The 25883-nt window shown below is 60.0% G+C and carries 26 protein-coding genes; 20 read left to right on the top strand and 6 right to left on the bottom strand.

The genetic code is table 11. The annotated features are described in order from the left end of the window. Positions 1 to 6: 6 nt before the first annotated feature. Together RMO89_RS03890 and RMO89_RS03885 are read left to right on the top strand one after the other, a co-directional pair. The gene (locus tag RMO89_RS03890; protein WP_310531322.1) at positions 7 to 1608 is read left to right on the top strand and encodes a GMC family oxidoreductase N-terminal domain-containing protein; all 1602 of its coding nucleotides are present in this window, start codon (positions 7 to 9) and stop codon (positions 1606 to 1608) included. Further along, positions 1605 to 3092, top strand: coding sequence for an aldehyde dehydrogenase family protein (locus RMO89_RS03885; protein WP_310531321.1), 1488 nt, complete (start codon positions 1605 to 1607; stop codon positions 3090 to 3092). Before RMO89_RS03890 ends, RMO89_RS03885 begins: the two co-directional genes overlap by 4 nt. A gap of 6 nt (positions 3093 to 3098) precedes the next feature. On the opposite strand, the gene RMO89_RS03880 is transcribed toward RMO89_RS03885, so the two are convergent. After that, a complete protein-coding gene (locus RMO89_RS03880) occupies positions 3099 to 4109 on the bottom strand; it encodes an LLM class flavin-dependent oxidoreductase (protein ID WP_310531320.1) in 1011 nt (336 codons plus the stop codon). Between the two features lie 145 nt (positions 4110 to 4254). Here RMO89_RS03880 and RMO89_RS03875 point away from each other — a divergent pair, with 145 nt between their 5' ends. Both RMO89_RS03875 and RMO89_RS03870 read left to right on the top strand, forming a co-directional pair. After that, positions 4255 to 4683: a nuclear transport factor 2 family protein gene (locus RMO89_RS03875; protein WP_264415320.1), complete on the top strand. Its 429-nt coding sequence runs from the start codon at positions 4255 to 4257 to the stop codon at positions 4681 to 4683. Next, entirely contained in the window at positions 4676 to 5419 is a 744-nt protein-coding gene (locus tag RMO89_RS03870; protein WP_310531319.1) for an SDR family oxidoreductase, read from the top strand. Before RMO89_RS03875 ends, RMO89_RS03870 begins: the two co-directional genes overlap by 8 nt. On the opposite strand, the gene RMO89_RS03865 is transcribed toward RMO89_RS03870, so the two are convergent. After that, positions 5420 to 6565, bottom strand: coding sequence for a 12-oxophytodienoate reductase (locus RMO89_RS03865; protein WP_310531318.1), 1146 nt, complete (start codon positions 6563 to 6565; stop codon positions 5420 to 5422). It abuts the gene before it with no gap. Positions 6566 to 6763: 198 nt separating this feature from the next. Between RMO89_RS03865 and RMO89_RS03860 the strand changes: the two genes are divergently transcribed. Beyond that, on the top strand, positions 6764 to 7174 hold the full coding sequence (locus tag RMO89_RS03860) for a globin (protein ID WP_310531317.1): 411 nt from the start codon (positions 6764 to 6766) through the stop codon (positions 7172 to 7174). A gap of 2 nt (positions 7175 to 7176) precedes the next feature. Here RMO89_RS03860 and RMO89_RS03855 read toward each other — a convergent pair whose 3' ends face one another. Further along, complete coding sequence (locus RMO89_RS03855; protein ID WP_310531316.1) at positions 7177 to 7389, bottom strand: ferredoxin; 213 nt, start codon at positions 7387 to 7389, stop codon at positions 7177 to 7179. Between the two features lie 111 nt (positions 7390 to 7500). Between RMO89_RS03855 and RMO89_RS03850 the strand changes: the two genes are divergently transcribed. Genes RMO89_RS03850 through RMO89_RS03825 form a run of 6 tightly spaced genes read left to right on the top strand, consistent with a single transcriptional unit; the run spans position 7501 to position 13340 of the window. Further along, positions 7501 to 8889 carry an aromatic ring-hydroxylating dioxygenase subunit alpha gene (locus RMO89_RS03850; protein ID WP_264415315.1) on the top strand — a complete coding sequence of 463 codons (1389 nt, stop codon included), beginning with the start codon at positions 7501 to 7503 and terminating at the stop codon, positions 8887 to 8889. A gap of 19 nt (positions 8890 to 8908) precedes the next feature. Continuing rightward, positions 8909 to 9490 carry a 3-phenylpropionate/cinnamic acid dioxygenase subunit beta gene (locus RMO89_RS03845; protein WP_310531315.1) on the top strand — a complete coding sequence of 194 codons (582 nt, stop codon included), beginning with the start codon at positions 8909 to 8911 and terminating at the stop codon, positions 9488 to 9490. Positions 9491 to 9495: 5 nt separating this feature from the next. Next, the gene (locus tag RMO89_RS03840) at positions 9496 to 10662 is read left to right on the top strand and encodes an FAD-dependent oxidoreductase (RefSeq protein WP_310531314.1); all 1167 of its coding nucleotides are present in this window, start codon (positions 9496 to 9498) and stop codon (positions 10660 to 10662) included. Then, a complete protein-coding gene (locus RMO89_RS03835; protein WP_264415312.1) occupies positions 10659 to 11474 on the top strand; it encodes an SDR family oxidoreductase in 816 nt (271 codons plus the stop codon). The genes RMO89_RS03840 and RMO89_RS03835 overlap by 4 nt, the downstream gene beginning before the upstream one ends. Further along, a complete protein-coding gene (locus tag RMO89_RS03830; RefSeq protein WP_310531312.1) occupies positions 11471 to 12091 on the top strand; it encodes a helix-turn-helix domain-containing protein in 621 nt (206 codons plus the stop codon). The genes RMO89_RS03835 and RMO89_RS03830 overlap by 4 nt, the downstream gene beginning before the upstream one ends. Before the next feature lie 19 nt (positions 12092 to 12110). Beyond that, on the top strand, positions 12111 to 13340 hold the full coding sequence (locus RMO89_RS03825; protein ID WP_264415310.1) for an acyl-CoA dehydrogenase family protein: 1230 nt from the start codon (positions 12111 to 12113) through the stop codon (positions 13338 to 13340). Here the strand turns inward: RMO89_RS03825 and RMO89_RS03820 are convergent. The 3 genes from RMO89_RS03820 to RMO89_RS03810 are packed head-to-tail and all read right to left on the bottom strand — an operon-like array spanning position 13334 to position 15944. Beyond that, complete coding sequence (locus RMO89_RS03820) at positions 13334 to 14140, bottom strand: dienelactone hydrolase family protein (protein ID WP_310531311.1); 807 nt, start codon at positions 14138 to 14140, stop codon at positions 13334 to 13336. The genes RMO89_RS03825 and RMO89_RS03820 overlap by 7 nt on opposite strands. Before the next feature lie 17 nt (positions 14141 to 14157). Continuing rightward, entirely contained in the window at positions 14158 to 14733 is a 576-nt protein-coding gene (locus RMO89_RS03815) for a malonic semialdehyde reductase (RefSeq protein ID WP_264415308.1), read from the bottom strand. After that, a complete protein-coding gene (locus tag RMO89_RS03810) occupies positions 14727 to 15944 on the bottom strand; it encodes a cytochrome P450 (protein WP_264415307.1) in 1218 nt (405 codons plus the stop codon). Before RMO89_RS03810 ends, RMO89_RS03815 begins: the two co-directional genes overlap by 7 nt. Positions 15945 to 16163: 219 nt before the next feature. On the opposite strand from RMO89_RS03810, the gene RMO89_RS03805 reads away from it, so the two are divergent. The 9 genes from RMO89_RS03805 to RMO89_RS03765 all read left to right on the top strand — a co-directional run bounded on the left by RMO89_RS03805 (position 16164) and on the right by RMO89_RS03765 (position 25824). Continuing rightward, complete coding sequence (locus tag RMO89_RS03805) at positions 16164 to 17399, top strand: acyl-CoA dehydrogenase family protein (protein WP_310531310.1); 1236 nt, start codon at positions 16164 to 16166, stop codon at positions 17397 to 17399. Between the two features lie 39 nt (positions 17400 to 17438). After that, entirely contained in the window at positions 17439 to 18818 is a 1380-nt protein-coding gene (locus RMO89_RS03800; protein ID WP_310531308.1) for a Rieske 2Fe-2S domain-containing protein, read from the top strand. Positions 18819 to 18853: 35 nt separating this feature from the next. Then, positions 18854 to 19420: a 3-phenylpropionate/cinnamic acid dioxygenase subunit beta gene (locus RMO89_RS03795; RefSeq protein ID WP_310531307.1), complete on the top strand. Its 567-nt coding sequence runs from the start codon at positions 18854 to 18856 to the stop codon at positions 19418 to 19420. A 29-nt stretch (positions 19421 to 19449) separates the two neighbouring features. Beyond that, a complete protein-coding gene (locus RMO89_RS03790; protein ID WP_310531305.1) occupies positions 19450 to 20670 on the top strand; it encodes a cytochrome P450 in 1221 nt (406 codons plus the stop codon). Positions 20671 to 20787: 117 nt separating this feature from the next. Beyond that, the gene (locus RMO89_RS03785; protein ID WP_310531304.1) at positions 20788 to 22074 is read left to right on the top strand and encodes a cytochrome P450; all 1287 of its coding nucleotides are present in this window, start codon (positions 20788 to 20790) and stop codon (positions 22072 to 22074) included. A gap of 114 nt (positions 22075 to 22188) precedes the next feature. Then, positions 22189 to 23607, top strand: coding sequence for a phosphotransferase (locus RMO89_RS03780; protein WP_310531303.1), 1419 nt, complete (start codon positions 22189 to 22191; stop codon positions 23605 to 23607). Between the two features lie 378 nt (positions 23608 to 23985). After that, positions 23986 to 24195, top strand: a complete 210-nt coding sequence (locus tag RMO89_RS03775; protein WP_264415299.1) for a transcriptional regulator domain-containing protein — start codon at positions 23986 to 23988, stop codon at positions 24193 to 24195. A gap of 79 nt (positions 24196 to 24274) precedes the next feature. After that, positions 24275 to 24772 carry a DUF2285 domain-containing protein gene (locus RMO89_RS03770; protein ID WP_310531302.1) on the top strand — a complete coding sequence of 166 codons (498 nt, stop codon included), beginning with the start codon at positions 24275 to 24277 and terminating at the stop codon, positions 24770 to 24772. A 299-nt stretch (positions 24773 to 25071) separates the two neighbouring features. Next, positions 25072 to 25824, top strand: a complete 753-nt coding sequence (locus RMO89_RS03765; protein WP_310531301.1) for a LuxR family transcriptional regulator — start codon at positions 25072 to 25074, stop codon at positions 25822 to 25824. Positions 25825 to 25883 lie beyond the last annotated feature (59 nt).

Below are 25883 nucleotides of genomic sequence, written 5' to 3'. Positions count from 1 at the left end.
TGCCGCGTGCCTGAAATCTATGACTACATCGTCGTTGGCGCAGGTTCTTCGGGCTGCGTGCTGGCGAACCGACTTTCGGAAAACCCGGCCCATCGCGTGCTTCTTCTGGAGTCTGGCCCGGATGACAAAAGCCCGCTGATCCGGATGCCACGCGGCGTCGGCAAGCTGCTCGATCCGGCAAATCCCCATGTCTTTGCCTATCCGGTAACGCCTGCAGGCAATCAGCCGCAGGAGCTATGGCTGAAGGGACGCACCGTTGGCGGATCCAGTTCGATCAACGGCATGGTCTATATGCGCGGTGCCCCTCAGGACTATGACGATTGGGCTAAAGCGGGGTGTACCGGTTGGGGCTGGGACCGGATTGGTGCACAATTCCTGAAGCTGGAAGATCATGTGCTCGGCGCCGATGAATGGCGCGGCACCGGCGGACCGCTCAAGATTTCGCGCTATCCCAAGGGAAACCCGCTGTGCCAGGCAATCCTTGATGCCGCAGGCGAATTGGGCGTGCCTGAAGTTGAAGACGTCAACCACACCCAAGTCGTCGCCCATCAGGGCATGGGATACCAGCCGGTCACCACGTTCAAGGGCAAGCGCTTTTCCGCCGCCCGCGCCTTCCTCGATCCAGTGCGCGGCCGCCCCAATCTGGATGTGCTGACAGGGGTTCGCGCCGAGAAGGTCCTGTTCGATGGCAAGCGGGCCAACGGCGTGCAACTGGCGGATCGCACTGTCCTTTGCCGCGGCGAAATCATCCTGAGTGCCGGGGCGGTTGAATCTCCGAAACTGCTCGAACTCTCCGGCATCGGGGATGGCGAGCGCCTGAAAGCGCTAGGGATCGAACCGGTGTTCCACAGCCGGCTGGTCGGCGAGAACCTGCGCGAACACCGCTATATGGCGATGGACTGGCGGGTGACCGGAAACAGCTCAAACCAGAAGCTGCAGGGAATGGGACTGATCGCATCCGTGCTGCGCTATTTCCTGGCGTCCAGCGGCCCAATGACCGATGCAGCGCACGAAGTGGGCGGCTTCATCAAGACCCGGCCCGGGCTTGACCGACCTGATGCCCAGATCGGTTCGATGCTGGTCACCATGGGCGTCAATGAAACCGGGCAAGTCTATCTCGACAAATTCCCCGGGATGCGTGTGCTCGGCTATTTCACCCGGCCCGAAAGCCGCGGCTGGACGCACATCACCTCTCCCGATGCAGCAAAGATGCCAGACATCAACGCCAACCATTTCGCCGAGGAGGTCGACCGGCAGACGGCTCTGGACCTGTTCAAATGGCTGCGCCGTCTGGGTGAGCAGCCAGCGCTGTCCACATGGATCGTCGAGGAAGTCGGCGCCGGCGCGGAAATGCTCAGCGATGAAGCGATCCTCGGCAACCTGCTCAAGCTGGGCGGCACCAGTTTTCACATCGCCGGCACTGCGGCGATGGGTGCGGACGCGGCCAGCGTGCTCGATCCGCAATTGCGCGTGCGCGGGGTTGAAGGCCTGCGCGTGTGTGACACCTCCATCATGCCGACGCTTGTATCCGGCAACACCAACGCCCCCGCCATGGCCATCGCCATGAATGCGGCGGACATGATCCTTGCGAAAGACCCAACCCGATGACCGTTCCCTTTGCCAATATCACTCACCTGTTCATCGATGGCTGCCGGGTTGCCCCCGAAGCCGGCAGCGAAGCGGTTATCAATCCGGCGACTGGCGCAGTAATCGGCCATGCGCCGTTGGCCAGCGCAGCGCAGGTTGAAGCGGCCATCGCTGCGGCCCGCGAGGCCTTTGACCATGGCCCCTGGCCCACCATGTCCATGAATGAGCGCGCCGATGTGATGCAGCGCATGGTCGATGCCTTGCGGGCGCGGCAAGCCGATATTGCCGCCCTGATCGTCGCTGAAGTGGGCTGCGCGCAGCACATTACCCACGGGATGCAGGTCGCCAATCCGATCAACCATCTGGTCGCCGCGATCAAATCCGCTCGCCGGGACGAAGACGAGCGGCTGCCCATCGACATCACGCCCAACATGTTCATGCCGGGCGGTCCGCAGTCGATCGGCGGCACGACGGTTGTGCGTGAGCCGTTTGGCGTGGTCAGTGCGATCACCGGTTATAACTTCCCCTTCCTGCTCAACCTCGCCAAGATTGCTCCCGCGCTGCTGGCGGGATGCACGATGGTGCTCAAGCCATCGCAGTTCACGCCATATTCGGCGCTCCTGTTCGGTGAGATCTGCGAAGAAATCGGCTTGCCCAAAGGCGTGCTCAATGTGGTCACAGGCGGGATCGCCGAGGGCCAGCTGCTGTGCACTGACGAGCGCGTGGACATGGTCACCTTCACTGGATCAGAGGGCGTTGGCGCCGCGATCATGGCGCAGGCCGCGCCAACACTGAAAAAGGTCCACCTCGAACTGGGTGGCAAGTCGGCAATGATCGTGCGCCAAGATGCCGACGTGCAGCGCGCGGCGGCGATGGCAGTCGGTTTTCTCTCGGTCAATGCCGGGCAAGGCTGCGCCATACCGACCCGCTTGCTGGTGCATAATTCGATCCGCCCCGCCTTTGCCGCGGTTGCCAAGGCAGTTGCCGCGCAGATCAAGGTGGGTGATGCGTCAGACCCAACCGTCACCATGGGCCCGCTGATCCGCGAGAGCCAGCGCACTAAAGTTGAGCATTACATCGCCAGCGGCAAAGCGGCAGGCGCAACCCTGCTCTGCGGCGGCGGGCGGCCCGCCGGTCTGGAAGACGGCTTCTTCACCGAAATGACGCTGTTCGACGATGTCACCAACGACATGGCCATCGCGCAAGATGAAATATTCGGCCCTGTCGGCTGCATCATCGGGTTTGATACTGATGAGGAGGCAATCGCCATCGCCAATGACTCCCGCTACGGCCTCAATGGTGCGATCGAAACTGCCGATGCTGCTACCGGTTATGCCATGGCCATGCGCATCCGGGCGGGCAGCGTCTCGCTCAACGGCGGCACGGGCACGATGAGCTATGCGCCAATTGGCGGCTACAAGCGCTCGGGCGTGGGGCGCGAATATGGTCCGAACTGGCTGCGTGAATACCAGCACGAAAAGTCGGTGTTCTACCCGATCGGGTAAGCCGCCTTACAAACTTTGTGCGGCCCCAAGCACGCCGCCGGCAAAGCACTCCATGGCAGCCTCGCGCTGGGCAGGATCACCGATCCCCCACGCGAGGTCCACCACCCCGGCCCCGCAATCGCGGATCTCTTCCATCTTGCCTTTGAGCGTTTCCGGCCCGCCGACAAAATAGGGTTCCAGGACCAGCGGCACGACCGGAGGGCCGCCCATTGTCTTTTGCTGGATCTGCGCCTGCTCGGCCATTTTCTGGCCGAAGAAAGTGCCCATATCGTCCATCGCCTTGGCATCGCTTTCCGCAGCATAGGCGATGCCGCGATAGATGACGTGTTCCGGTCCCGGCTGCCAACCTGCTTTGGCCGCCTCGGCATGGTAGAGCTTGACCCATTCCCGCACCGTCTCGGGCGGAGCGAAAGAAAAGGCGATGCCCATGCGGCGCGCGGCGGCAAAGCGCACCGATTCATCGCTGTTGCCCGATCCAAATATCGGCGGATGTGGCGTCTGCACCGTTTTGGGCCAGACCGCGACGGTGCTGAACTGATACTGCGCGCCTTGCCACGCAAATGCCTCATCCGAAGTCCAGGCCTTGACGATCAGGTCGATGCCTTCCTGCGTCATATCGCGCGTGGCTGATGCTTCTGTATCGTAGGTCTGGTGTTCGTTCGGCGTGCCGCGCAGGAACAGCACGATCAGACGCCCGCCGCTGAGCATATCGACCATGGCCAGTTCCTCGGCCAGGCGGACGGGGTTTGACAAGGGCACCAGCGGCCCGAGCAGGGCAATCTTCGCGCGGCTCGTCACCTGCGCAAGGGCACCTGCCATCACGCATGGGTTAGGCGTCATGATGTAGGGCGCATAGTGATGTTCTGACAGGCTGACCCAGTCAAAGCCCAGCAGGTCCGCCTTTCGCGCCATGGTCAGGCTGTGAGCAAACGACGCCTGCGCGACCTGCCGCTTGCAATAGGCAGGCTCGGCTGGCCAGATCTCCAGACCGGGTGCTGGTCCATCGTAACCCGTCATGCAAAGACTTGATACCAGCATACCGCCACCTTCTCCCAGATCCTTGAGCTAAAGTGGAATGGCCGCAAAACCCCTATCCAAAGACGGGCCAAGTCCGCCCTGCTCGACCTAGTCTTTCATAAACAACGGTGATGAGGTGGCGGGGATGAATCAGGCGGTTCGTGTCGGAACAGGTCTCAGCGCGCAGGATGAGCGTGCGATTTCCGCCATACTCATTGCTTATGCCACGGGTATTGATCAGCGCGATTGGCTGCTGTTCCATTCGCTGTTCACATTTGATTGCGAGATTGACTACGGCGGCTTCGGCAAGTGGCACGGGGCAACCGCCATCACCGAATATATGAAGCAGGCCCACGCCAATGTCGGCCCAACCCTTCACCGGATCAGCAACATCGAAATTCACAGCGCCAATGACGGGGTCCTCACCCGGTCCTATGTCGATGCGCTGCTCACCCCGCTGAACGAAGGTGGCCCAACGCATCGGGGCATCGGCTATTACGATGATCAATTTGCCCGCACCGGCAGCGGCTGGCAAATCGCCAGGCGTCAATTTCATGCCGTGTTGCTTGAATGAAAGTATCTCGATGACCAGTCTTGCCGGTAAAAATGCCATCGTCACCGGGGCATCCTCGGGCATCGGTGCCGCGACCGCCCGCAGACTGGCCTTGGCCGGAGCAAACGTCATGCTGGTTGCGCGCCGACATGACCGCCTGGAGGAACTTGCCACCGAACTGGGACCAGTGGCGACGCCGCTGGCATTGGACCTTGGCGAGACCGATGCAGCGCAGGCACTGTTCGATGCAGCGACAGCGCAATTTGGCAGGACCGACATACTGATCAACAATGCCGGCGTTCTGCGCACCAGCCACGTCGATTCCTTCGATCTGTCTGAGCTGGAGCCCATGATCGCCATCAATTACACCGCTGTCGTTCGCACCAGCCTGCTCTTCGCCCGTCAGATGAAGGCGGGCGGCAGCGGGCAGATCGTCAACCTCTCCAGCATCGGCGCAAGCCTGACTGCGGCCGGGACCGGCGTCTATGGCGGACTCAAGGCTGCGCTGGAACGCTTCACCGACGTGCTGCGGATCGAACTGGCTGGCAGCGGCGTGCGGGTTGGCCTGATTGCCCCCGGGACAACGACGACAGAAATTTTTGCCGACATGAAAAACAAGGGGCACCCCGGCTGGGATGAATTCATTCCGCCGATGGTGCCCGACGATATTGCCAAGGCCATACTGTTCATGTGCGAGCAGACCGGGAACGCCAATGCCGCACGGATGCACATTTACGCCACTTCGGAGGGCTTCTGATCAGTCCAGTCTGCCATAGGCGGACATGTCGAACGGCTTGAAGGCTTCTTCGCGGCGGACCTTGCCAATCCAGTCCGCGTCCATCAGCGCCGCGCGGCCAATGGCCACCAGATCGAATTCGCCGGCGCCAAAACGACGGGCAACCTCGCCCAGATTGTCGATCGGCGCGGTCGGCTCCATGAATGAGCTTTGCAGGTCCTTGTCGAAGCCGATGCCGCCCACCGTCATCACCGGTTTGCCCGTCAATTTGCGAACCCAGCCGGAAAGCCCCATGTCGGATCCGTCAAAAGCCGGCGCGTCGAAGTTCCGCGTCGAAACATCGAAGATATCGACACCGGCATCGGCAAGTGCGCTGGTAATCATCGACAGTTCTTCAGGCGTTTCTGCCAGCCTGGCACCATAGTCCTGCAGCTTCCATTGCGAGAAACGGAAGATGATCGGCTTGTCAGCGGGAATGGCGCGGCGAACGGCCCGGATCACATCGCGCGCCAGCCGGGTGCGTCGCAGTCGGTCTCCGCCCCACTGATCGCTGCGCTGGTTGGTTTCCCCCCACAGGAAACTGTCGAGCAGATAGCCGTGTGCCCCATGCAGGGCGATCGCATCGAAGCCCAGTTCATGGGCCTGAGCGGCGGATCGCGCGAAACCCGCGATGATGTCGGCAATTTCGGCATCGCTTGCCGGTATGCCAGGAACCTTCACCGCTTCCAGATAGTCTGGCGGAACCATTGTCTTGTCGAGCGGACCCCAGATGCCGGACGGACTGATCGAAGGTGCACCGGGGTGCGGGCCGGTTCCGGCAAGGCGGATCGGCCCCATGTGCCAAAGTTGCGGGGCGATCTTGCCGCCCGCCGCGTGGACCGCATCGACAATCGACTTCCAGCTGGCCAGCGCCGCATCGCCATACAGCACGGGCAGCGCCGGGCCGCCGGTCGTGCCATCGCCCAGCGCGCCCGGATGATCCGGACCGACACCCTCGGTGATCACCAGCCCCATGTGAGCCCGGCGCGCATAGTAATCGGCAGCGCCCGGCACAGGCACCCCGTCCGGACTGAAATTGCGCGTCATGGGCGACATGACAAAGCGGTTCGCCGTGGTCAGCGAACCACAGGTAAACGGGGTAAACAGCGGCTCAAGCTCTTGGCGCATCGTGTCCTCACGCAATCAGGATCCGCCACTTCGGCGCGATTGCTCAAAGGTTGACCTTCCGGTGGACAGGGCATGGCGACTTGCCCGCAGTCAAAAGAACCTTCGCAGCCTCTTGATCTCGATCAAGCTTTCTCCGTCGCACCTGGAGGATTGTATCCGGCACAATGGGAAGGGAATGTTATGCCGGAATTGCAGGCAGTGATCGAAACTGATCAACTGGGAGGACTGCTCGAACAGTCACTCTATGCCGTGGCCGAAGCAGGCGAAGATATTACGCCGCATTTCTTTGCGCGCTTTTTCGCCCGCCATCCCGATCAGCAAGCGATGTTCTTTCAGCCAACCGTATCTTGCGGGGCGATGGTGGGTGAAATCCTCGAAAGCCTGATTGCCCTCGCCGCACGGGAAAGCTGGGTCGATACCTCGATCCACAATCTGGTCATCGCCCATCGCTGCTACGGCAATTTCCCGCTGCCGCTCTACGCAGAATTGCTCGACCTGTTTGTCGAGACTCTGGCTGACCTGGCGGGCGAGCGCTGGTCAGCGGATTATGAGGCAGCGTGGCGGCAAGTTACGGCAGACCTTTACCGGCTGATCGCTCACGCACACTAAGATCAGGCTGGGACGACCTTGATCGCGGCTTGCGGGCAGGCATCCGCCCCTTCGCGGGCCAGATCTTCCATGCCTTCCGGCACGATCTCGTCATCGACATAGACGATGCCGTTCTCATCCAGCTTGTAGACGTCGGGGCAGATGTCCGCACAAACGCCATAGCCGCAGCAAGCCGGCTTGTTGATCACGACCTTGAGCTTGCCCTCTCCAGACATCGAAAACTCCTCTCATCCATTCGTTGCCGCGCAACTTACACCTTGAACATATTTCATTCAATATGTATAACGCGAATCAACAAGAAAAAACTGCCTGAGGAGAAGATCACCATGCTGCAGCAAGCAAGCCTGGTCCTGCGTGACGGAACCACCCTCGACGATCTGATTATGCGAGACACCAACGAGGTGTCGCTGCGCGTGATGACCGACGAAGAGCTGTACAGTCATGAAATGGAGCGGATCTTCGCCAAGACGTGGCTTTTGCTGGGGCATGAGAGCGAAATACCCAAGTCCGGCGACTTCATCGTCCGCGACATGGCTGAAGACAACGTCATCATCGCGCGGGATCGCGACGGCAACGTCAACGTCTCGCTGAACGTCTGCCCGCATCGCGGCATGCGCGTCTGCCTGGGTGAGGCTGGCAACAAGCCGATCCATCAGTGCATCTATCACGGCTGGGCCTTCAAGCCGAATGGCGACTTCATCGGCGCCCCTGTCGAGCGCGAGAAGATGCACGGCAACAATGTCGACAAGGCGACGCTGGGCCTGAAGAAGGCCCGCGTTCACCTCTATGGCGGGCTGATTTTCGCCACCTGGAACATCGACGGCCCCTCATTCGACGACTATCTGGGCGATATCAAATATTACATGGACCAGCTGTTCTGCCGGACAGACAACGGTCTGGAACTGCTTGGGCCGCCGCAGCGCTTTGTCCTGCCGTGCAACTGGAAGGTGCCGGGCGAACAGTCGGGCTCCGACGGGTTCCACACGCTCACCCTGCACCGCAGCCTTATGGAAGGCGGCGTCATGGGCGGCACGGCGGAGTCGATCTATGATCAGGCGCCCGGCATGTACGGCGTCGATGTGTCCTGCGAACAGGGCCACTCGCTGCGCTGTCTTGAGGCTGAAAAGACCTTCAAGATGTTTGCCGACGTGCCATTCGAGGGCAAGTCGGTGGAGGAACGGCTCAACCTGCTGACGCCTCCGGGCATTACCAAGGAGATGATCCCGCAGCTGTTCAGGAACCTGTCCGCCGATCAGGTGGAACAACTGGCGACCATTCCGCCTCAAGTCGGCGGCATGTTCCCCAACATCCTGATCGCCTTCATCTTTGCGCCGCGCACCGATGGCGGATCTTCAGGCGCACTGGCGCTGCACACCTACGTTCCCAGAGGGCCGAACCAGGTGGAGTTCGTCAACTTCATCTTCGCCGAGAAAGACGCGCCGGAGCAAATGAAGCGCGACATGCTGCAGAACTCGATCCAGCAGACCGGTACCTCGGGAACCATCGAGCAGGACGATGCCGATGTCTGGCCGGTAATTATGCGCAACGCACGCGGCGGCGTTAGCAAGCACATGACGCTGAAATATCAGGCGCTGCATGGCCATGAGCGCCCAGAAGGCTGGAAGGGCGGCGGGCTGCTCTATCCCGGCTTCACTAAGGACGACACCCAGTGGAACTGGTGGATGGCCTATCACAAGCTGATGAGCGAAGTCTGAAACTGGGGAGGAATAAGACATGACCTGGGTTACCAAATCAACTGCCGCCCCCGATTCCACGACAATCCTGCGCGGGCTTTCATCGCGCAAGCGCGTGCCGCTCGGCTCGGAAGTGTACAACCGCCTGCTGGAAACATTGTACGACGAAGCCGCCGCGCTGGACGAGCGCCGCTTCGATGACTGGGTAGCGATGCTGGCAAAGGACCTGGTCTATCAGGCCCCGATCCGCATGACCCGCACCGGGGTGAACAGGGACCGCGACGTGATGCGGACCATGTTCCACTTCGACGAAGATTACTCTTCGATCCTGATGCGTACCGGCCGCTTGCAAAAAAGTGCCTGGGCCGAAGATCCGCCATCACGCTGCCGCCGTTTCATCACCAATGTCCGCGTTGGTGAGCGCGAGACTGCAGGCGAATACGAAGTCGTCAGCTACCTCTATCTCGAGCGCAGCCGCGGCGACAATCCGCACAACGAGCAGCTGACTGCCGAACGCCGCGACGTGTGGCGCGCCGTCGATGGTACCTATGTCCTTGTCCAGCGCGAGATCATTGTCGATCAATCGGTGCTGGGCATGTCGAACCTCGCGGTCTTCCTTTAAGCCCGATGACTGTCCCGCCCCCTCCCTCAATTGTCGTGGTTGGCAGCGGGCTGGCCGGGTTCGGGGTGCTGCGCGAGCTGCGCAAGCTGTCTCCTGAGGCAAAGCTGACACTGGTGACGATGGAAGACGGGCATTTCTATTCGAAGCCCGCGCTATCAACGGCGCTGTCCAAGGGAAAGACGGCCGATACCCTCATTACTTCGAACGCCGAAAAAATGGCCGCCCAGCTCAAGCTGGATGCCCGAACCGGTCGGCAGGCAGAGGCAATTGACCGGGCCGGAAAGGCCTTGCTGACCACTGGCGGACCTGTGCCCTATGATGCGCTGGTGCTGGCAACAGGAGCTCTGCCCTTCCGTCCGCCAATCGAAGGCGAGGCCGCCCACCGCGCCATCGCAGTCAACCAGCTCGATCACTACGACCGGTTCCGCAAGGAACTGCCAGACGGCGCGCGCGTCCTCATCATGGGCTCCGGCCTGGTCGGCACTGAATTTGCCAATGACCTGATCACCACGGGGTACAAGCCGGTGGTGGTGGACATGCTCCCCCTGCCGCTGGCCCAGCTGGTGCCGGCGCAGGTAGGTGAGAAAGTGCGTGATGCCCTGACGGCTGAAGGTGTGGAATGGCACCTTGGCCGCAAGATCACCGCGATAGGCTATCAGGGCGATGTGCCCGGCTATGTCGCAACATTGGACGATGGTACATCCATCGAAGCTGATCTCGTCCTCTCGGCCGTTGGCCTTCGCCCAAATGTGGCCTTGGCAGCAGAGGCCGGTCTCGACATCGGCCTCGGCATCAAGGTCAACGAATTCGGCCAGACCAGCGATCCCCATATCTTTGCCATCGGTGATTGTGCCGAATACCAGCATGGCCTTTCTGCCTATGTCACGCCGATCATGGCGGCGGCTCGCGGCATTGCGCCATCGGCGCTTGGGACACCAACAGAAATCCGGTTTCCGCCGCTGTCAGTGCAGGTGAAAACCACACTGCTGCCGATCAACCTGCTGCCCCCGCCGCGCAGTGCCGACGGAGAATGGCGCTGTCTTGAAGACGATGCACTGGGATCAAAGCACCTCTTCGTCGATACAGGCGGGATCGTGCGCGGTTATGTGCTGACACATGACAAGTGCGAAGAGCGCATGGAAATGGACGCAAAAGTGGGAGAGACTGCATGAGCCGCTTGCTCGAAGGTAAGGTCGCGATTGTCACCGGCGGGGCCAAGGGGCTTGGCCACGGAATTTCGCGCGCGCTGGCCAAGGAAGGCGCATCGCTGATGATCAGCGGGCGCGATGGCGCGGCGACTGCCGCCGTTGCTGCGGAAATCGAGCGCAAATTTGGCACGAAGGCCATCGGTATTGCCGCGGATTCAGGCGTCAAGGAAGACGTTCTGGGGATGGTGCAGCAAACGGTCGATACGTTTGGCGGCATCGACATCTTGGTCAACAATGCGTCCCTGCTGTCCGCTGGTGTCCTACTGGAACACAAGACCGACGAGATGCTGCGCCGCACGATGGATATCGGCATCTGGGGCAACTGGTGGGCGATGCAGGCGGCCTTCCCCCACATGAAGGCGCGGGGCGGCGGCTCTGTGATCAACTTCAGTTCGATCGATGCCCAGACGGGAGCCTGGCTGCACAGCGATTACAACATCAACAAGCTGGGCATCGTTGGCCTGACGCGCAGTGCCGCAGTGGAATGGGGCCGGTTCAACATCCGCGTCAATGCTATCGCACCGACTGGTCTTGGCCAGGTTTTTGCCAAGCTGGTCGATGAAGTGCCAGGCTTTATGGAAACGGTCGTTGCGTCAAACCCGTTGAAACGTGCCGGCGACCCGGAAAAGGATATCGGCCCGGTGGTCGTGTTCCTCGCCTCGGAAATGTCGCGCTTTGTGACTGGCGAGATGATCAACGTCGATGGCGGGCAGAACCTGCCCGGCTACGTCAGCATTCCCCACAATCTGGATGAACTGGAAAAGGGCACCGCATGAAACTGGCAGCCGCCCCGATCGAAGAAGAGCCCGCGCTCGAAGTTGAGCTTTCGCCCAGCGTGATCCGCATCCTGAGCGGGGCCCTGGATGCAATAGCGGCGCGCGGCGTGAAGCGGCTGTCGATGAGCGACATCATCGATGCCAGCGGTGTTTCGCGCGGCACGCTCTATCGCTATTTCTCCAACAAGGATCAGGTGCTGTCCGCGGTCGCGGAATTCGTCTGCACCGGCTTTGAAAGCGGCATTCGCGAAGCTGGCAAGGGCATCGAAGACCCGATCCTGCGACTCAAGGCAGTGATGCAGTTTTACGCCCGCTACACCGAGGAAAATTCACCCGGCCGGGTGTTTGAAGTGGAGCCTGCGTTTCACCTCGCCTTTTTTCGCAGCCGCTTTTCCCGATACAAGCAGGCCGTCCTCGACGCGCTTGAACCCACGTTCGACTATCTCGACACGCAGTTGGGCGAACCCATGAACCGGGACGGCTTCGTCGAAGGGCTGGTGCGCAACCAGCTCAGCACCTTGCTGATTCCCGCCAGCGATCAATGGAAACAGCTTTGGAATGATACAGCCGACAACATCCAGAAATGGGCGTTGGCGATCGCCGCATCACGCAATTGAGCAGGAAAGGAACACCACAATGGCCACTGCAGCACAGCTCGACCCGAAAGATTTCAACGCCTTTGCCGACCGCGCAACGGCTGACGCCATGGTTGCCAAGGCGAAGGAACTGCGACCTCTGCTGATGGCAGAAGCCGCAACAGGCGAGGCGCAGCGCTCGCCCACCAAGGCCGTTGAGCAGGCGTTGAACGAAAACGGCATTCTCGGCGCCCTTCTGCCCCGGCGGCTTGGCGGCATCGGTCTGTCGTTCACCGATTTCTGCCGGATGCAGATCGAGATTGCCAAGGGGGATCCCGCAATCAGTTGGGTCGTTCAGATCATCAATGGCACCAGCTGGGTGACGAGCCTTGCTCCTGACAGCGTGCAGGATGCCGTTTTTGCCAATGGCCCGGCAGCCGTCTGCGGCGCCTACAATCCGCCGGGCAAGGCCCGCAAGGTTGATGGCGGTTGGATCATCAACGGTGCCTGGCCTTATACCTCGGGATCGCGCCAATCGACCTGGGCGCAGCAGGGCGTCGTGCTGGAGGGCTATGAAGGCCCCGTCGTTCCAGGCATTTCGATGTGCTACATTCCCTTCAGCGACCTGACGATCAAGGACAGCTGGTATGTAACCGGCATGCAGGGCACCGGTTCGGACACCAGCGTGGCCAAGGACGTGTTCATTCCTGAAGGCCAGATGGTGCTGATGGACGAACGCGCTGGTCAGATTGACCGCACCAAGCGCCATTTTGGTGCCCCTTCGGATCTTCTGCCAGTCGTTCCCGTGGTTCGCACCACAGGCATTGCCCAGCTCATCGGTGCAACAGAGGCCATGCTGGAAATCGTCCGTGACGAGGCTGGCAAAAAGCCTGTCCTGACCACGATCATTGGACCGCGCACCAATTCGGGCGCCTATATGCGCGATCTGGGCGAAGCTGCGGCCATGATCGACACGGCCAAGCTGATCCTGTTCCATCTGGTCGGCGAATTTGACCGCGTCGGCTTGACTGACAGCGAGCTGACGCTGGACGACAAGGCTCGTCACCGTGCCCAGTGCGCGCAGATGATTAAGCTGGTGCATTCGGCTTCGGAATCACTGATGTTCCTAGCGGGATCGTCGGCATTCTCTCTCGACAAGCCGATCAGCCGCTATTGGAAGGACGTTTCGATGGGCCTGCGCCACATCCAGAACATCCCCACCATCGGCTATGAAATCTATGGCCGCAACATCGCGGGCGGCGATATGATTTCGCCGCCGGGTGCCTATTGATCGGCGACCAGGCGCGCGCGGAAGAACGAAAGTATTTCGTCGCGCGCCTGAACCGTTGGCTGCCCTGCCTCGTCAATCAAGTGCAGGGTGACCACGCTGTGCGGTGTCTTGAGCGGAGCGTCGGGATTGGCGGCTGAATCTGGCAGAACCTTGCCAATGAACCGGTCGCCCAAAGCCTCGCTGTAGGCAGCGAACCGCTCGGCGCGGCAGAAGCTGTCGCCGTCAAAGCGATAGGCAAGCACGGTCAGGTCTTCGGCTTCCATCCGTGCTTTGACGGCCGCCAGTTCGACAGGATCGATGGCGAGCCCGGCGGGATTGTGCATTGGCATTGAGGGCTGTGACATGACCGGCGCGACAACTGACTTTTCAAGCATCATCGACAGCGCGAAATTTCCCGTGAAGCACATTCCGATCGCGCCCACGCCCTTGCCGCCGCATTCCTTGTGCGCCTCTGCCGCCAATGCACGAAGCCACTGGGTTACTGGGCTGGAAGCATTGCTCGAAAAGGCCCGGAATTCCTTGCTGATGCAGGCACGCGCAAGCGTCAACATCGCCTTGCCGTTGCCCGGCAGGACGCCATCTTCACCGAACAGCGACGGCATGAAGACTGTCAGTCCGGCATCACGCACCCAGCGGGCAAACCGTGCGACATAAGGGCTGATTCCGGGGATTTCCGACATGACGATCACGGCCGGACCAGTCCCCGCAACATAGACGCGCCGGGTCTTGCCCAGCAGGGTCACCTGACGCTTTTCGAAATCGTCCAGTGCGTCCCTGAAGTTCGGATCGATATCAGTCATCAGAGCCCCCCTTCAGATCATACGATCCGACACGCATCCTCAAAATCGAGCCGCGGGTTGCGCGGGAACAGGCTGTCTTCGCGGCCATAGCCCAGCGCGCAGATGAAATTGGCCTGCCAGCGCCCATCGGGGAAGAACGCGGCATTCAGCCTATCCGCATCAAAGCCCGACATCGGCCCGCAATCGAGGCCGAGCGCCCGGGCCGCGATGATCATGTAGGCCCCCTGAAGCGGCACATTGCGCGCCAGCATGTCAGCAATCAGGGCATCCTTGCCGGCGAAGACAGACTGGTAGTCGCGCGAAGGAAACAGCTTGGGCATTTCATCGTAGAAACGGCTGTCGCCTGCAACGATGACCGTGACCGGCGCTGAGGCCACCTTGGCCACATTACCGGCACTCACACATTCTCCCAGCAAAGCCTTCGCGCCTGCCGAGGTAACGAAGACAAACCGCGCCGGGCAGGTATTGGCAGCCGTAGGTCCCCATTTCACGTGATCGTAGAGTTCGCGAAGCAGATCAGGCGCAACGGGCCGATCCTCATAGGAATTGTACGTTCTAGCGTCATCAAACAGCTGGCCGATCTCCATCACCATACCAATGGCAGCTTGTCAGGCTGGAGGATCCCGCCGGTGTGGGTCTTCACGACATAGCCGTCCTGGATGCGGAAAGGCGGAATTGCCTTGAGAAACTCCTCGAGCGCGATCCGCATCTCGCGCCGTGCCAGATGCATGCCGACGCACAGGTGAGGACCGAAACCGAAACTGAGATAGCGCGATTTGCGGCCCAGTTTCACCACGTCCGGATCGTCATAGGCATCAGGATCATGGCCGGCCAGACACGTGGCGAGCGCCACCTTGTCTCCCGGCTGGAATGTGACACCGGCGATCGTCACTTCCTGCTTGCAGGTGCGGAAGGTGGTGACCGCCGGGTAGGCCCTCATCATTTCCTCGATGGCATCAAGGATCATGTCAGGATTGGCCCGCAGAACCGCCTGATCTTCGGGATGGGTTGCAAGGTGGCGGAACTGCCAGGCCATGTTGGTGGAAACGGTATCCATGCCGCCGATGAAAAGGTTAAAGGTAAAGCCCACCAGTTCATCGTCAGTAAGCGGGCGCCCTTCGATCTCGGCGGTAACGCCGTAGCTGATCAGATCACTGCCAGGATTGGCCTTCCGCTCGGCAATCTGCTCGCGCAGGTAAGTCACCACATTGCGCGTACTCGCAGCAATCTTGCCGAGGTCATTGGTGTGCAGCAGGTCCATTTCCCATTCAAGGAATGTGGCGACCATGCTTTGCGGCAACCCCATCAGTTCCAGGAACACCTTGATCGGGAACTCAAAGGCGAAATCATGGACGAATTCGCATGATCCCTTGGCCTTGATCGCCGCGCAGTATTCCTGCGCATAGAGCCGGATCCTGGCGTCCAGCTTGTTGATTTCCTTGGGCGTGAACAGCGGGTTGACGAACTTGCGATAAAGCCCGTGCATCGGTGGATCGGTCTCGGCCGGAAGCGAACTCCAGCTTTCACCCACCAACATGGCAAAGGGTGCGAAGTCCTTGTTCGAAAAATTGTCGGTGTCGAAATAGATCTTTTCGAGATCTTCGACCCGCCGGACAATCCAGGCGGGAGTACCGCCGGGATAGGCATCGAGCGAATAGAATATCGGCGGCATGGTGCGATGAATGTGCGGAATGGTCGTCAGAAACGGGTTTTCGTCAACCAGACCGCCCATCTTGATCGGATAGTCCAGCACCAGCTCTTTGGGGACATGTGCCGGAGCTTCAGTCACTTGTGCGCCCAGCATCCAATTTCTCCCTGTGACCAGTATCAGCTGGCCATTGCTATCGCCGGGAATTGGCTCGACACCCTGCTGAAGGATAGGTTGTCGGGCAAAAAGCACCGTTCCGGCAAATTTGATCTGGATCAATTCCGAACACTCCGAATTCTGCTTGATAATACACATTAGACAATAAGTGTATCACATGTTGATTCGTGATGTGCAGACCGGAGAGGATCACAGACAATGGCAACGCAGCTGAAGACGGCTGAGGCGATACAGCCTTCCGGATATAATCTCGAAGCGGAAAAAGAGATGGTCGGCCGTGCGCGCGAATTGCAGCCGCTGATCCGCCAGCACGCCTCGCACGGCGATGACCATGGCGTCCTCCATCCCGATGTCTTCGCCGCACTGACCGACGCCGGTTTCTGGGCCATGGCAGCACCGCGTCGCTGGGGCGGCCTGGGTACGAGTGCCCGCGCGATGTCGCTGGTGGGCTATGAATTGGCCAAGGCCGATCCCTCGGTCGGATGGGTCTATACCGTTCTGCACGGCACCACATGGGTCGCCAGTCTTGGGCCGGATGCCTTGCAGGAAGCTATCTTTGGATCAAGCAGCGACCATCCGGTAATCTGCGGTATAGCCAACCCGCCCGGGACCATGGTCGAGGTTGATGGCGGCTATATCGTCAATGGCCGCTGGCCCTATGCCTCCGGCTCGGCCCATGCCAGCTGGGCGCAGCTCGGCGTGGCGACAGTCGACAAGGATGGCCACCACGGCGGCGGCTTCGCCTATCTGCGCCGCGAACAGTACACCATCGACAACACCTGGCACATGATGGGGATGAAGGGCACCGGCTCCAACACCATTGTCGCCAAGGACGCATTCATCCCGAAAGAGCAGTTCTACAACGTCGCCGAACTTGGCATCGGCGGACACACACCCGGCAAACGTCACGTTGGCGAGCCTTCGGATTACTGGCCATTCATGCCCTTCCTGCGTGCCACCGCCCATGCCGTTGTCGCCGGGGCTGCATCGGCAATCATGGAACACGTGATGGAAGCCTCGCACAGGCGGCCGATCATCTACACTTCCTATGCCCGTCAGTCCGAAGCGGTGATGATGCAGGGCGAACTGGGCAAGGCCGCTGCCAAGATATCCGCCGCCGAAGCCCTGACCTTCAAGAACTGCGATCTGATCGACAATGCAGGCTTGGCACATCAACGCCTGACACCGCAGCAACGTGCACTGAGCAAGGGGGAAGGATCGCTTTCCGTTAGCCTGCTGAACGAGGCCATCGAGGAGCTGATGTTCCTCGCCGGATCAAGCGCATATGCCGATTCCAGCCCGATCCAGCGGCTGTACCGCGATGCATCCTTCGCCATGCGGCACGTCGCGAACCTGCCTTACGTGGGCTACGAAATTCTCGGCAAATCGCTGCTCGGCGTCGAACCCAATATCGCCCTGCCCGATTTTATCTGACCCCACAAAAAACCGGAATCCCCAGAGAGGAGACAGGCCATGCGTCTTAATTCCCGCCACGAATACGCCAACGAAGCCATCTCGCAGTTCATTGATGTCGAGAACCGCGAAGTTTCCGTTGCTGCGCTGAACGACCCCGATCTTTACGAGCTGGAACTGGAGCGGATCTTCGCGAAAGCCTGGTTGATGATCGGCCACGAAACCGAAATCCCCAATGTGGGCGATTATGTCGTCCGCCTGATGGGTGAGGATCAGGTGATCGTTGCTCGCGCGGCGGATGGACAAGTGCATGTCTCGCTCAACGTCTGCCCGCACCGGGCCATGCACGTCTGTCTGTCCGACAGTGGCAATGCCCGTGTCCACAAATGCATTTATCACGGCTGGGCCTTCCGCCCCGACGGCAGCTTCATTGGCGCCCCGATCGAGCGCGAGCAGATGCATGGCAACATCAAGACCAAGGAACAGCTCGGCCTGAAGAAGGCGCGAGTGCAGCTTTATGGCGGCCTCGTCTTTGCCACCTGGAACCACGATGGTCCGTCGCTGGATGAGTGGTTCGGCGACATGAAGTTCTACTACGACATGCTGTTCTGCCGCACAGACAATGGGCTGGAAGTGCTTGGACCCCCGCAGCGCCTGACGATCGATGCCAACTGGAAGACAGCGGGCGAACAATCCGCGTGCGACGGCTTCCACACACTCACCCTGCATGGCTCCGTGATCGATATCGGCGCAATGGGCGGCGAGGCGGATACCGAGCATGAAAGCGCGCCCGCCATGTATGGCATCAACCTTTCGGGCAACGGCCATTCGTTGCGCTGCATCGCCGCCGATACCAGTTGGGCGCTGGCGCATGGCAAGGGCGATCTAACTCCTGAAGAACGTCTGGAAGCCTTCCCGCCTCCCGGCATAACGCCTGAACTTCTGCCCGAACTGAAGCGGAACATGAGCGCGGAGCAACTGCACGTACTGGCCAAGGCCCCCCCAGTGGTGGGCGGCATGTTCCCCAACATGAACATCCTTTTCATCTACAGCCCACTGCGCGACGGCACGTTGGGATCAGCGCTGGTGCTCCATTCCATTATGCCCAAAGGCCCGCACCATTTCGAATGGACGACCTATTACTTCGCCGAAAAGGGCACGCCAGAGCACATCAAGGTGATGATGCGCGCCGCAGCCACACTCGGCACCGGCACTTCAGGCATCATCGAGCAGGATGACAGCGACACCTGGCCACACATGACCGAGAGCGCCAAGGGCGTGATCGGCCGCACCGAGACGCTGAAATATCAAGCCATCCTTGGCGAGAACCGCCCTGCTGACTGGCCCGACAAGGCCAAGGTCTATGAAGGGTTCGGCAAGGACGATGCGCAGTGGGAGTGGTGGCTGGCCTATCACAAGCTGATGACCGCGGACGCCTGAGCAATTCCATCCCCAATCGAAGAAGGACCACTATCATGTCCGTCACCGTCGCAACCGTAACCTACACCCGCGAAGATGAGCGCCGCGGCGAAGTTCCCTATGGATCCGCCGTTTACAATTCCATCATGGGCTTCCTCATCCGCGAGGCTCGCCTGCTCGATCACCGCGACATCAAGGCCTGGGGCGATCTGCTCGCTGAAGATCTCGAATACAAGGCACCGGTGCGTATCACGCGACGGGTGCAGAAGTTCAGTGAAGAATTCGGCACCATGGGCCATTTCGATGATGACTATACCTCGATGATGCTGCGCATCACCCGCCTCACAACGACAACCAACGCCTGGTCGGAAGATCCGGCCAGCCGCGTGCGGCGCTTCATCTCCAATGTCACTGTGTGGGAAACCGATGCGCCCGACGAATACGAAGTATCGAGCTACCTCTTCCTCACCCGAAATCGTGCAGAAGCCAAGGATTACAAAAAATTGAGCGCCGAGAGGAACGACCGTCTGCGTATGACGAAGGATGGCTTCAAGCTGGCCCGCCGTTCGATCCTGCTCGATCAAGTGGTGCTGGGAATGCCCAACTTCGCCATTTTCCTGTGATCGCATAAATTTGGTGAGAGGAAGCTTCAATGTCGCTTGAGCTCATGATTGACCGTTCGATCCCCACCCATGTTCCCGAAAGCATGATCCGCGACTGGCCGTTCCAGTTCGGCACGACGCACACCGGCAACCCCTATGTTGATCTGGTTGACCCGGTCCACGCCAGCTACCCGGACGTCTTCTACACACGCGATGCCTATCCGGGCGCGCAGCCGGCCTGGGTGGTCCGCCGGTTTGAGGATGTGTCCGCGATCTACAAGGATAATGTGAACTTCATCAACATGGGTTTCGCCCCCTTTGCCATGCTCACCGGCGAGGATTGGCACCTGGTCCCCGCGGAAATGGATCCACCTGACCATGGCCGCTACCGTGCGATGATCTTCCCACTGTTCACGCCCAAGGCCGTGCGGGGCCTAGAGGACAAGGTCGCCGCTTACGCCAGCCACTATATCAACCAGTTCAAGGATCGCGGCTCGTGCGAATTCATGGGCGAATTTGCCTTTGAATTCCCGATCAAGGTGATCCTTGACCTGATCGGTCTGCCGCAGGACATGGTTAGCCAGTTCATGGCATGGGAAACCGATCTGCTGCACGGCCATGATCTGGAAACGATCGCCGCCGCTACGAAGAACGTTGTCGCCTACCTGCGCAGCGAGATCGGGGACCGTAAGCGCAAACCACGCGAAGATCTGCTCACGTTCGGCGTCAATGCCGAAGTCGATGGCGTGAAGATGAGCGATAACGAAGTCCTGGGTTTTGCCTTCAACCTGTTCATTGGCGGCCTCGATACCGTTTCCACCAACCTTGGGCTGCAATTCTGGCATCTGGCAACTCATGCCGGAGATCAGGCAAAGCTGCGCTCCAATCCTGACCTGATTGGCGATGCCATCGAGGAAATGCTGCGCGGCTATGCTGCGGTCTCTACCTTCCGCACCGTGGCCAACAAGGTCGCGATCAAGGGCGCGACAATGATGCCGGGCGACAAGGTCATCATGTCCACCACGCTTGCCGGGCGCGATCCCGCAGCATGGGACGGTCCGGCAGAAATCCGCCTTGATCGCAAACCGCAGCATGTCAGCTTCGCGACAGGCCCGCACTTGTGCCTTGGCCTGCATCTCGCACGGCGCGAGCTCAACGTCGCCATCAGCCAGTTCCTCAAGGAAATCCCGCAGTTCCGTCTGGCCCCCGGAAAGGAGGTGGAATTCCATCTTGGCATGATCCAGCCTCTGGAATTGCCACTTGTCTGGTAACCTTGGCCTGGGCTGGCCGCTTTACGAGGGTAAAACGAACATGCCTTCAGACAGGTTCGCGACAAGTCTAGGCTGCACATCTGAGATGACCGACATAAATGGGACGGAGCCCGAAGCATGAACAGCACCACAGTTGATCCGCTGGACCAGATGGTTGCCGACTATTCACTGGTGACCAACGGATACTCCGGCACGGCCCCCGCCAACATTTATCCGATGCTTGCGGAAAAGCGTGGAAAATGCCCGGTAATGCACGGCGATCTGCTGCTGCAGAACCAGATCCCCTCGATGGCTGATTACATGATGACCGGCCGCCCCACGGTCACGCTGTTTCGCTACAAGGACATCCATTCGGTCCTCATGAACCCCAAGGACTGGCTCAGCTACATCGTCGGCGACGGTTTTGGTGCAGCGGTGGACAATATGCTGCTGACGGCGATGGACGGTGAATCGCACGACAAGTTCCGCGCAACGCTGGCCAAGCCATTCATGCGAACCGAAATCCGCAAGCTCGTCGATACCCTGATCCGTCCAGTGGTGATGGATGAATTCGTCAACAAGCTTCGACCCAATGGTAAGGCCGATCTGGTCCGCGAACTCGCCTTGCCCTTCCCGATCCGCGCGATCTACGCCTATTTCGGCTTCCCGCACGATGCCGACCTGCTCGCCAATCTGGCAAGCTGGGCGATCCAGGTCGTCGCTGCACCGCAGGCCGATCCTGAACTTGCTGCAATCACCGTGCCGCAATCGATGGTCGCCGGACAATCGATGTATGACACCGTCATGCCGATCGTGCAGGCCTATCGCGCGCGAGGCGAAATGCGCGCCGACATCCTCGGCCACATGATGCAGGTGGAGCATGAAGGGCGTAAGTTCACCGACGATGAAATCACCCTGTTCATCCGCATGCTGCTGCTGGCAGCGGGCGAAACCACTACGCGCAGCTTTGCCAATCTGATGGTGCAACTGCTCGAAAATCCTGATGTGCTGGAAGAAGTTCGCGCCGACCGCACGTTGATCCCCAAGGCCATCAGCGAAACCATGCGCCGCGATCCCACCGCTGGGGCTGTTGCCCGCATTGCCGCGCGCGACATGGAAGTTGGCGGCGTAGCCATTCCCAAGGGCACCGCCGTGCTGCTGTCGATCGCTTCCGCCAACCGCGATCCCGACGCCTATGAGGACCCAGACCGCTTGTGGCTGAAACGACCAATGCGCCCATTGCTAAGCTTCGGCTTTGGCCCGCATATGTGCATGGGCATGCACATGGCCCTGGCCGAGATGGAGGTGGCGCTGGACGCCATGCTCGATCTGCCGAACCTGCGCTTCGATCCTGCCTATCCGCATCCGGAAATTCGCGGCCTGAACATGCGCGGTCCCGATGCGATCCACGTTCTGTGGGACTGATGCGCCGACTATCCGGAAGGTAGGTGCTGCCCACTGCGACGACACGGCAAAGCTCAGGCAATGACCGCCGCCTTGCAGCGCGTGAGCGGCCGATAGCCAGACTGGGAGACTGCCGTGTTCAAGCCTCAGGGAACCACCCCGCGCGATCAGGATACGCATGATGCCGATGTCGCGCAGCTGACTGCCTATCTTGAATCGGAACTGGGCGCCTCGCAGATCGAACTGCACAAGGAACGGCGCTGGCGACCGGTTTGGCGAGCAACGATGATGCAGAACGGCCAACCGGTCGAAATGCTGCTCAAAGGTGAGCGAACATGGCTGACCCACCCTTATCCGCTGGATTACGAAAGGGACATGCAGCGCACCCTGCATGAAAATGGCGTGCCCATCCCGGCGATCCTTGGCTATTGCCCTGAGCCTGCGGCCATCGCGATGGAATGGGTCCGCGGCGGACGCGATCCGGGGCTGATCCAGCAAGCCATCGAACAGGGCTCGGAAATGACTGAGGACCGCTGGCAGGCCTCGCTCAGTTACATGGAAATCCTGGCCCGGATGCATGCCATCCCGCCCGAACGGTTCGTCGCCGCCGGTGCCCTGATGCCGGCAGATGACAAGGCGATTGCGCTCGGAAATTTTGAGTTGTTCCACGCGATGACCGGGATGAACGGTATCAGCGATCCCTTCATCCACTTCTTTGCCGGCTGGCTGCGGCGCAACTATCCGCAAGGCCGCTCACGCGTGTCGTTCCTCACCGGCGATTGCGGCCAGTTCCTCTCGGACGGGCCGGAGGTCACCTGCATCCTCGATGTGGAGATTGGCCATCTCGGAGATCCGATGCGGGATCTGGCCTGTTATCGCGGGCGTCACCCCATCGAGAACATGGGCGATGTGCCAGCCCTCTTCCGCCATTACGAACAGGCATCGGGCAAGCCACTCGATTACGATGCCATCGCCTTCCACACCGTCGCCTTTTTGTGCGAGGCCTATTACGGCCCCTTCTTCGGCTTGCATGATATGGGCCGCGGCGGTGACTGGGTGGAGAGCATGGTCCAAATCGCCGTTATCGGCCGCCGCGCCGTGGAAGCGCTTGCCGAGATCATCGGCCTGGAACTGGACGACATCGATTTGCCAGCGCCCGAAACGACCCCGCTAGAAGACCTCGCCCTGGGCAAATTGATCGCCGAACTGGGCCGCCTGCCAGCAACCGATGCCCTGCCGGATTGGCAACGCAATGTGCTGGCTTCCATTCCGCACTATCTGAAGAATCGCGGCCACTACCGCCAGTGGTGCGAAGCGGCGGACATCGCTGAAACGGCAGCCCTGACGGGCACCAATCCCGCCAATGTGATGGAAGCCGATTCCGACCTCATCCACTTCATCACCGCCGTCGGTATCGAACAGGATGCAGCCCTCACCCGCCTGTTTCACCGGCGATTCTTGCGCCAATGCCTGATTATAGCAGGGGCCGATCCCGCTCCAGACCATATCGCCCTGGCCAAAATGGAACCGATCCTCGACCGCAAGCTGGATTAGGGCTGGACCATGGATCTGGGCGTCACTGGCACGGTTAGGACCGGTGACGGGCCGTACACATGGCATCGTCTGCTGAATCGACGAAGATCTGAGGCGCAATGGCCCAAAGTTGTCATCATCCTACGAGGTGAGGGCCGGCGCGATAAGGCGTAATCAAGCCGATATCGGAACGTCACTATTCCGGTTGTGCGATCAGATTTCAGGACGCCCACGGGGCAAGAATACCGGCGGCCGAAAGCAAAACCCTACTTGTTCCTTTTCAAGCCACAGTCTCAGGCTCGAAATCTGCCAATATCTGGGCAGTCCCCTCCCCAAGGTCCGGAATGTGAGCAACCGACCTGATCCTCAACAACCTCCGCATGTGCCGGAGGGAAGCAAGTGTCGTCGGGGTCTGAAGCAAAGCAAAGGCTACCGGTGCTGGATTTCACCGGCTTCGCGCAGGAGTTCCTGCGACGGAACCAGGAATACCGGGCGCAATATGCCAGGATCTCTGAAGCGATAACGAGCGACACACTGTCCATGGAAGCAAAGGAGATGGCCCGATCCTGGGGCCTGATGTTTCCCTTGCCAGCCAGACACACCGGCTGATTTGGCCCCCGCGGCTTGGTGCACGGAATTGTCGCCTGCAACGATCATCCTTGAGCAGGCATCTCCTGGAGCTGCGGCATTGAAGCTTGACCAGATCATAGCTGGCCGCGCGGCGCTGCTGGATCAGACAATCGACGGGCTGCGCCACCTCGTGCTCGCTACGCCGCAAGGTCCTTTGCGGCTGTGCCTCGACAATTCCCCACCGGATGCCGGATTGAACTGCGTCATTCAAACCGATGACCTGATCGCTGTCCGCATCGCTGCGCTGCAATGGCTTCACCATTCATTACAGGACTCGCCTTCATATCCCGGTCCCAACTGCCTGTTCCCGACGCCATTTCAGCGCAGCAGACTGAAGCTCATGCTCAGAATTCTCGATTACCTCGCGGACAATGCCGGCTATCCCAATCCGATCCGGGAAGTCAGCCAATTGATCGTTTATCCCCGCACAAAGTTTGCTAGCGCCGCCGAGTGGAAGACGTCCTCAGAAAGACGGCGGACGCAGCGTCTCATCAATGAAGCAAAATCGCTGGTGAATGGCGGCTATCGCGCCTTGCTCAAGGGTGAGTGTCGGTAACGAAAATGTTGAAATTAAGTCGAAATATACCATATCTCCGGAAATGTGCCTATTGGAAACACCGTCGTTTAACAGTATGGAAAACTTGAATTGTGCCAGGAGGCTAAGCCAATTCAATACGCCATGCCGCCCTGACCATTCGCGTTAAGCCAAATTGCCTGGAGCTGGCCCGAATTGGACCTTGCTGCGAGAATGGAAAATGCCCGGAAGCACGGATGGAAGCCGCTGATTTCGGAACAGACTGGACGATCATAAAGGTGAGATGTTGGGCAACTCACCGATGATCGCGTGGTCAATCAATGAGCTTCGCTGTTACCGAGGATATTGCGTCAGAACTTTTAGAAGTTGAATCGGAGATTGCGCTCAACGCAACCCTGGCTCGCGCCTCGCGCCGGCTGGGCTTCGATCACTATGCGTTGAGCCTGGATTCACGTTCAGGCAAAACGCAATCACCCGGCGTTCTACTTCACGACTATCCCGACGAATGGGCGAAGGTCTACGTGGCTTTTGACCTTGCCGGACAGGATCCGGTTCGCCGAGCCTGCGACAAGTCGTTTACCGGCTTTGAATGGGGTCTTATCGACAGGCTCATCCCGATGACACGCGGCGATCGGCAGATGCTCGCTGTTGGTGAGGAATGCGGGATCGGCGATGGGTACACTGTACCTCGGCACTTGCCCGGCGAAGCACGGGGCACCTGCTCCTTTGTCGTGCGGTCCAAGGAATGTTTGCCGAAGCCAAGGCTTTATGATGCGGAAATTGTCGGGGCGCTCGCGCTGACATCCGCGTGGCGGCTCTCGGGTGCCATGCGGGAAGCAAGCAACGCAGTGCTGAGCGACCGGCAACGAGAATGCCTGCTCTGGGCCGCGCGGGGAAAAACCGCTGTAGAATCTGCCATTATCCTCGGGATCAGCGCGGAAACCGTCGTTCAGCACCTGAAGGTCGCGCGAGAGCGCTACGACGTTCACTGCCGTCAGTCGCTGATCTTGTGTGCATTGTACGATGGCCTGATCGGCTTTGACGACATCTTCAGGTGGAGAGGAAGAGCCTGATCCGCCAATCTCGCACCCCTTCTTGCCATTCGGCTTCTGAGGCGAATGGCAGCCGGTCG

Origin of the sequence: Novosphingobium sp. (assembly GCF_031424035.1) — a bacterium.
Classification (GTDB): domain Bacteria; phylum Pseudomonadota; class Alphaproteobacteria; order Sphingomonadales; family Sphingomonadaceae; genus Novosphingobium.
Note: the sequence above shows the minus strand (reverse complement) of the source record. Positions and strands in the feature narration are given on the sequence as shown.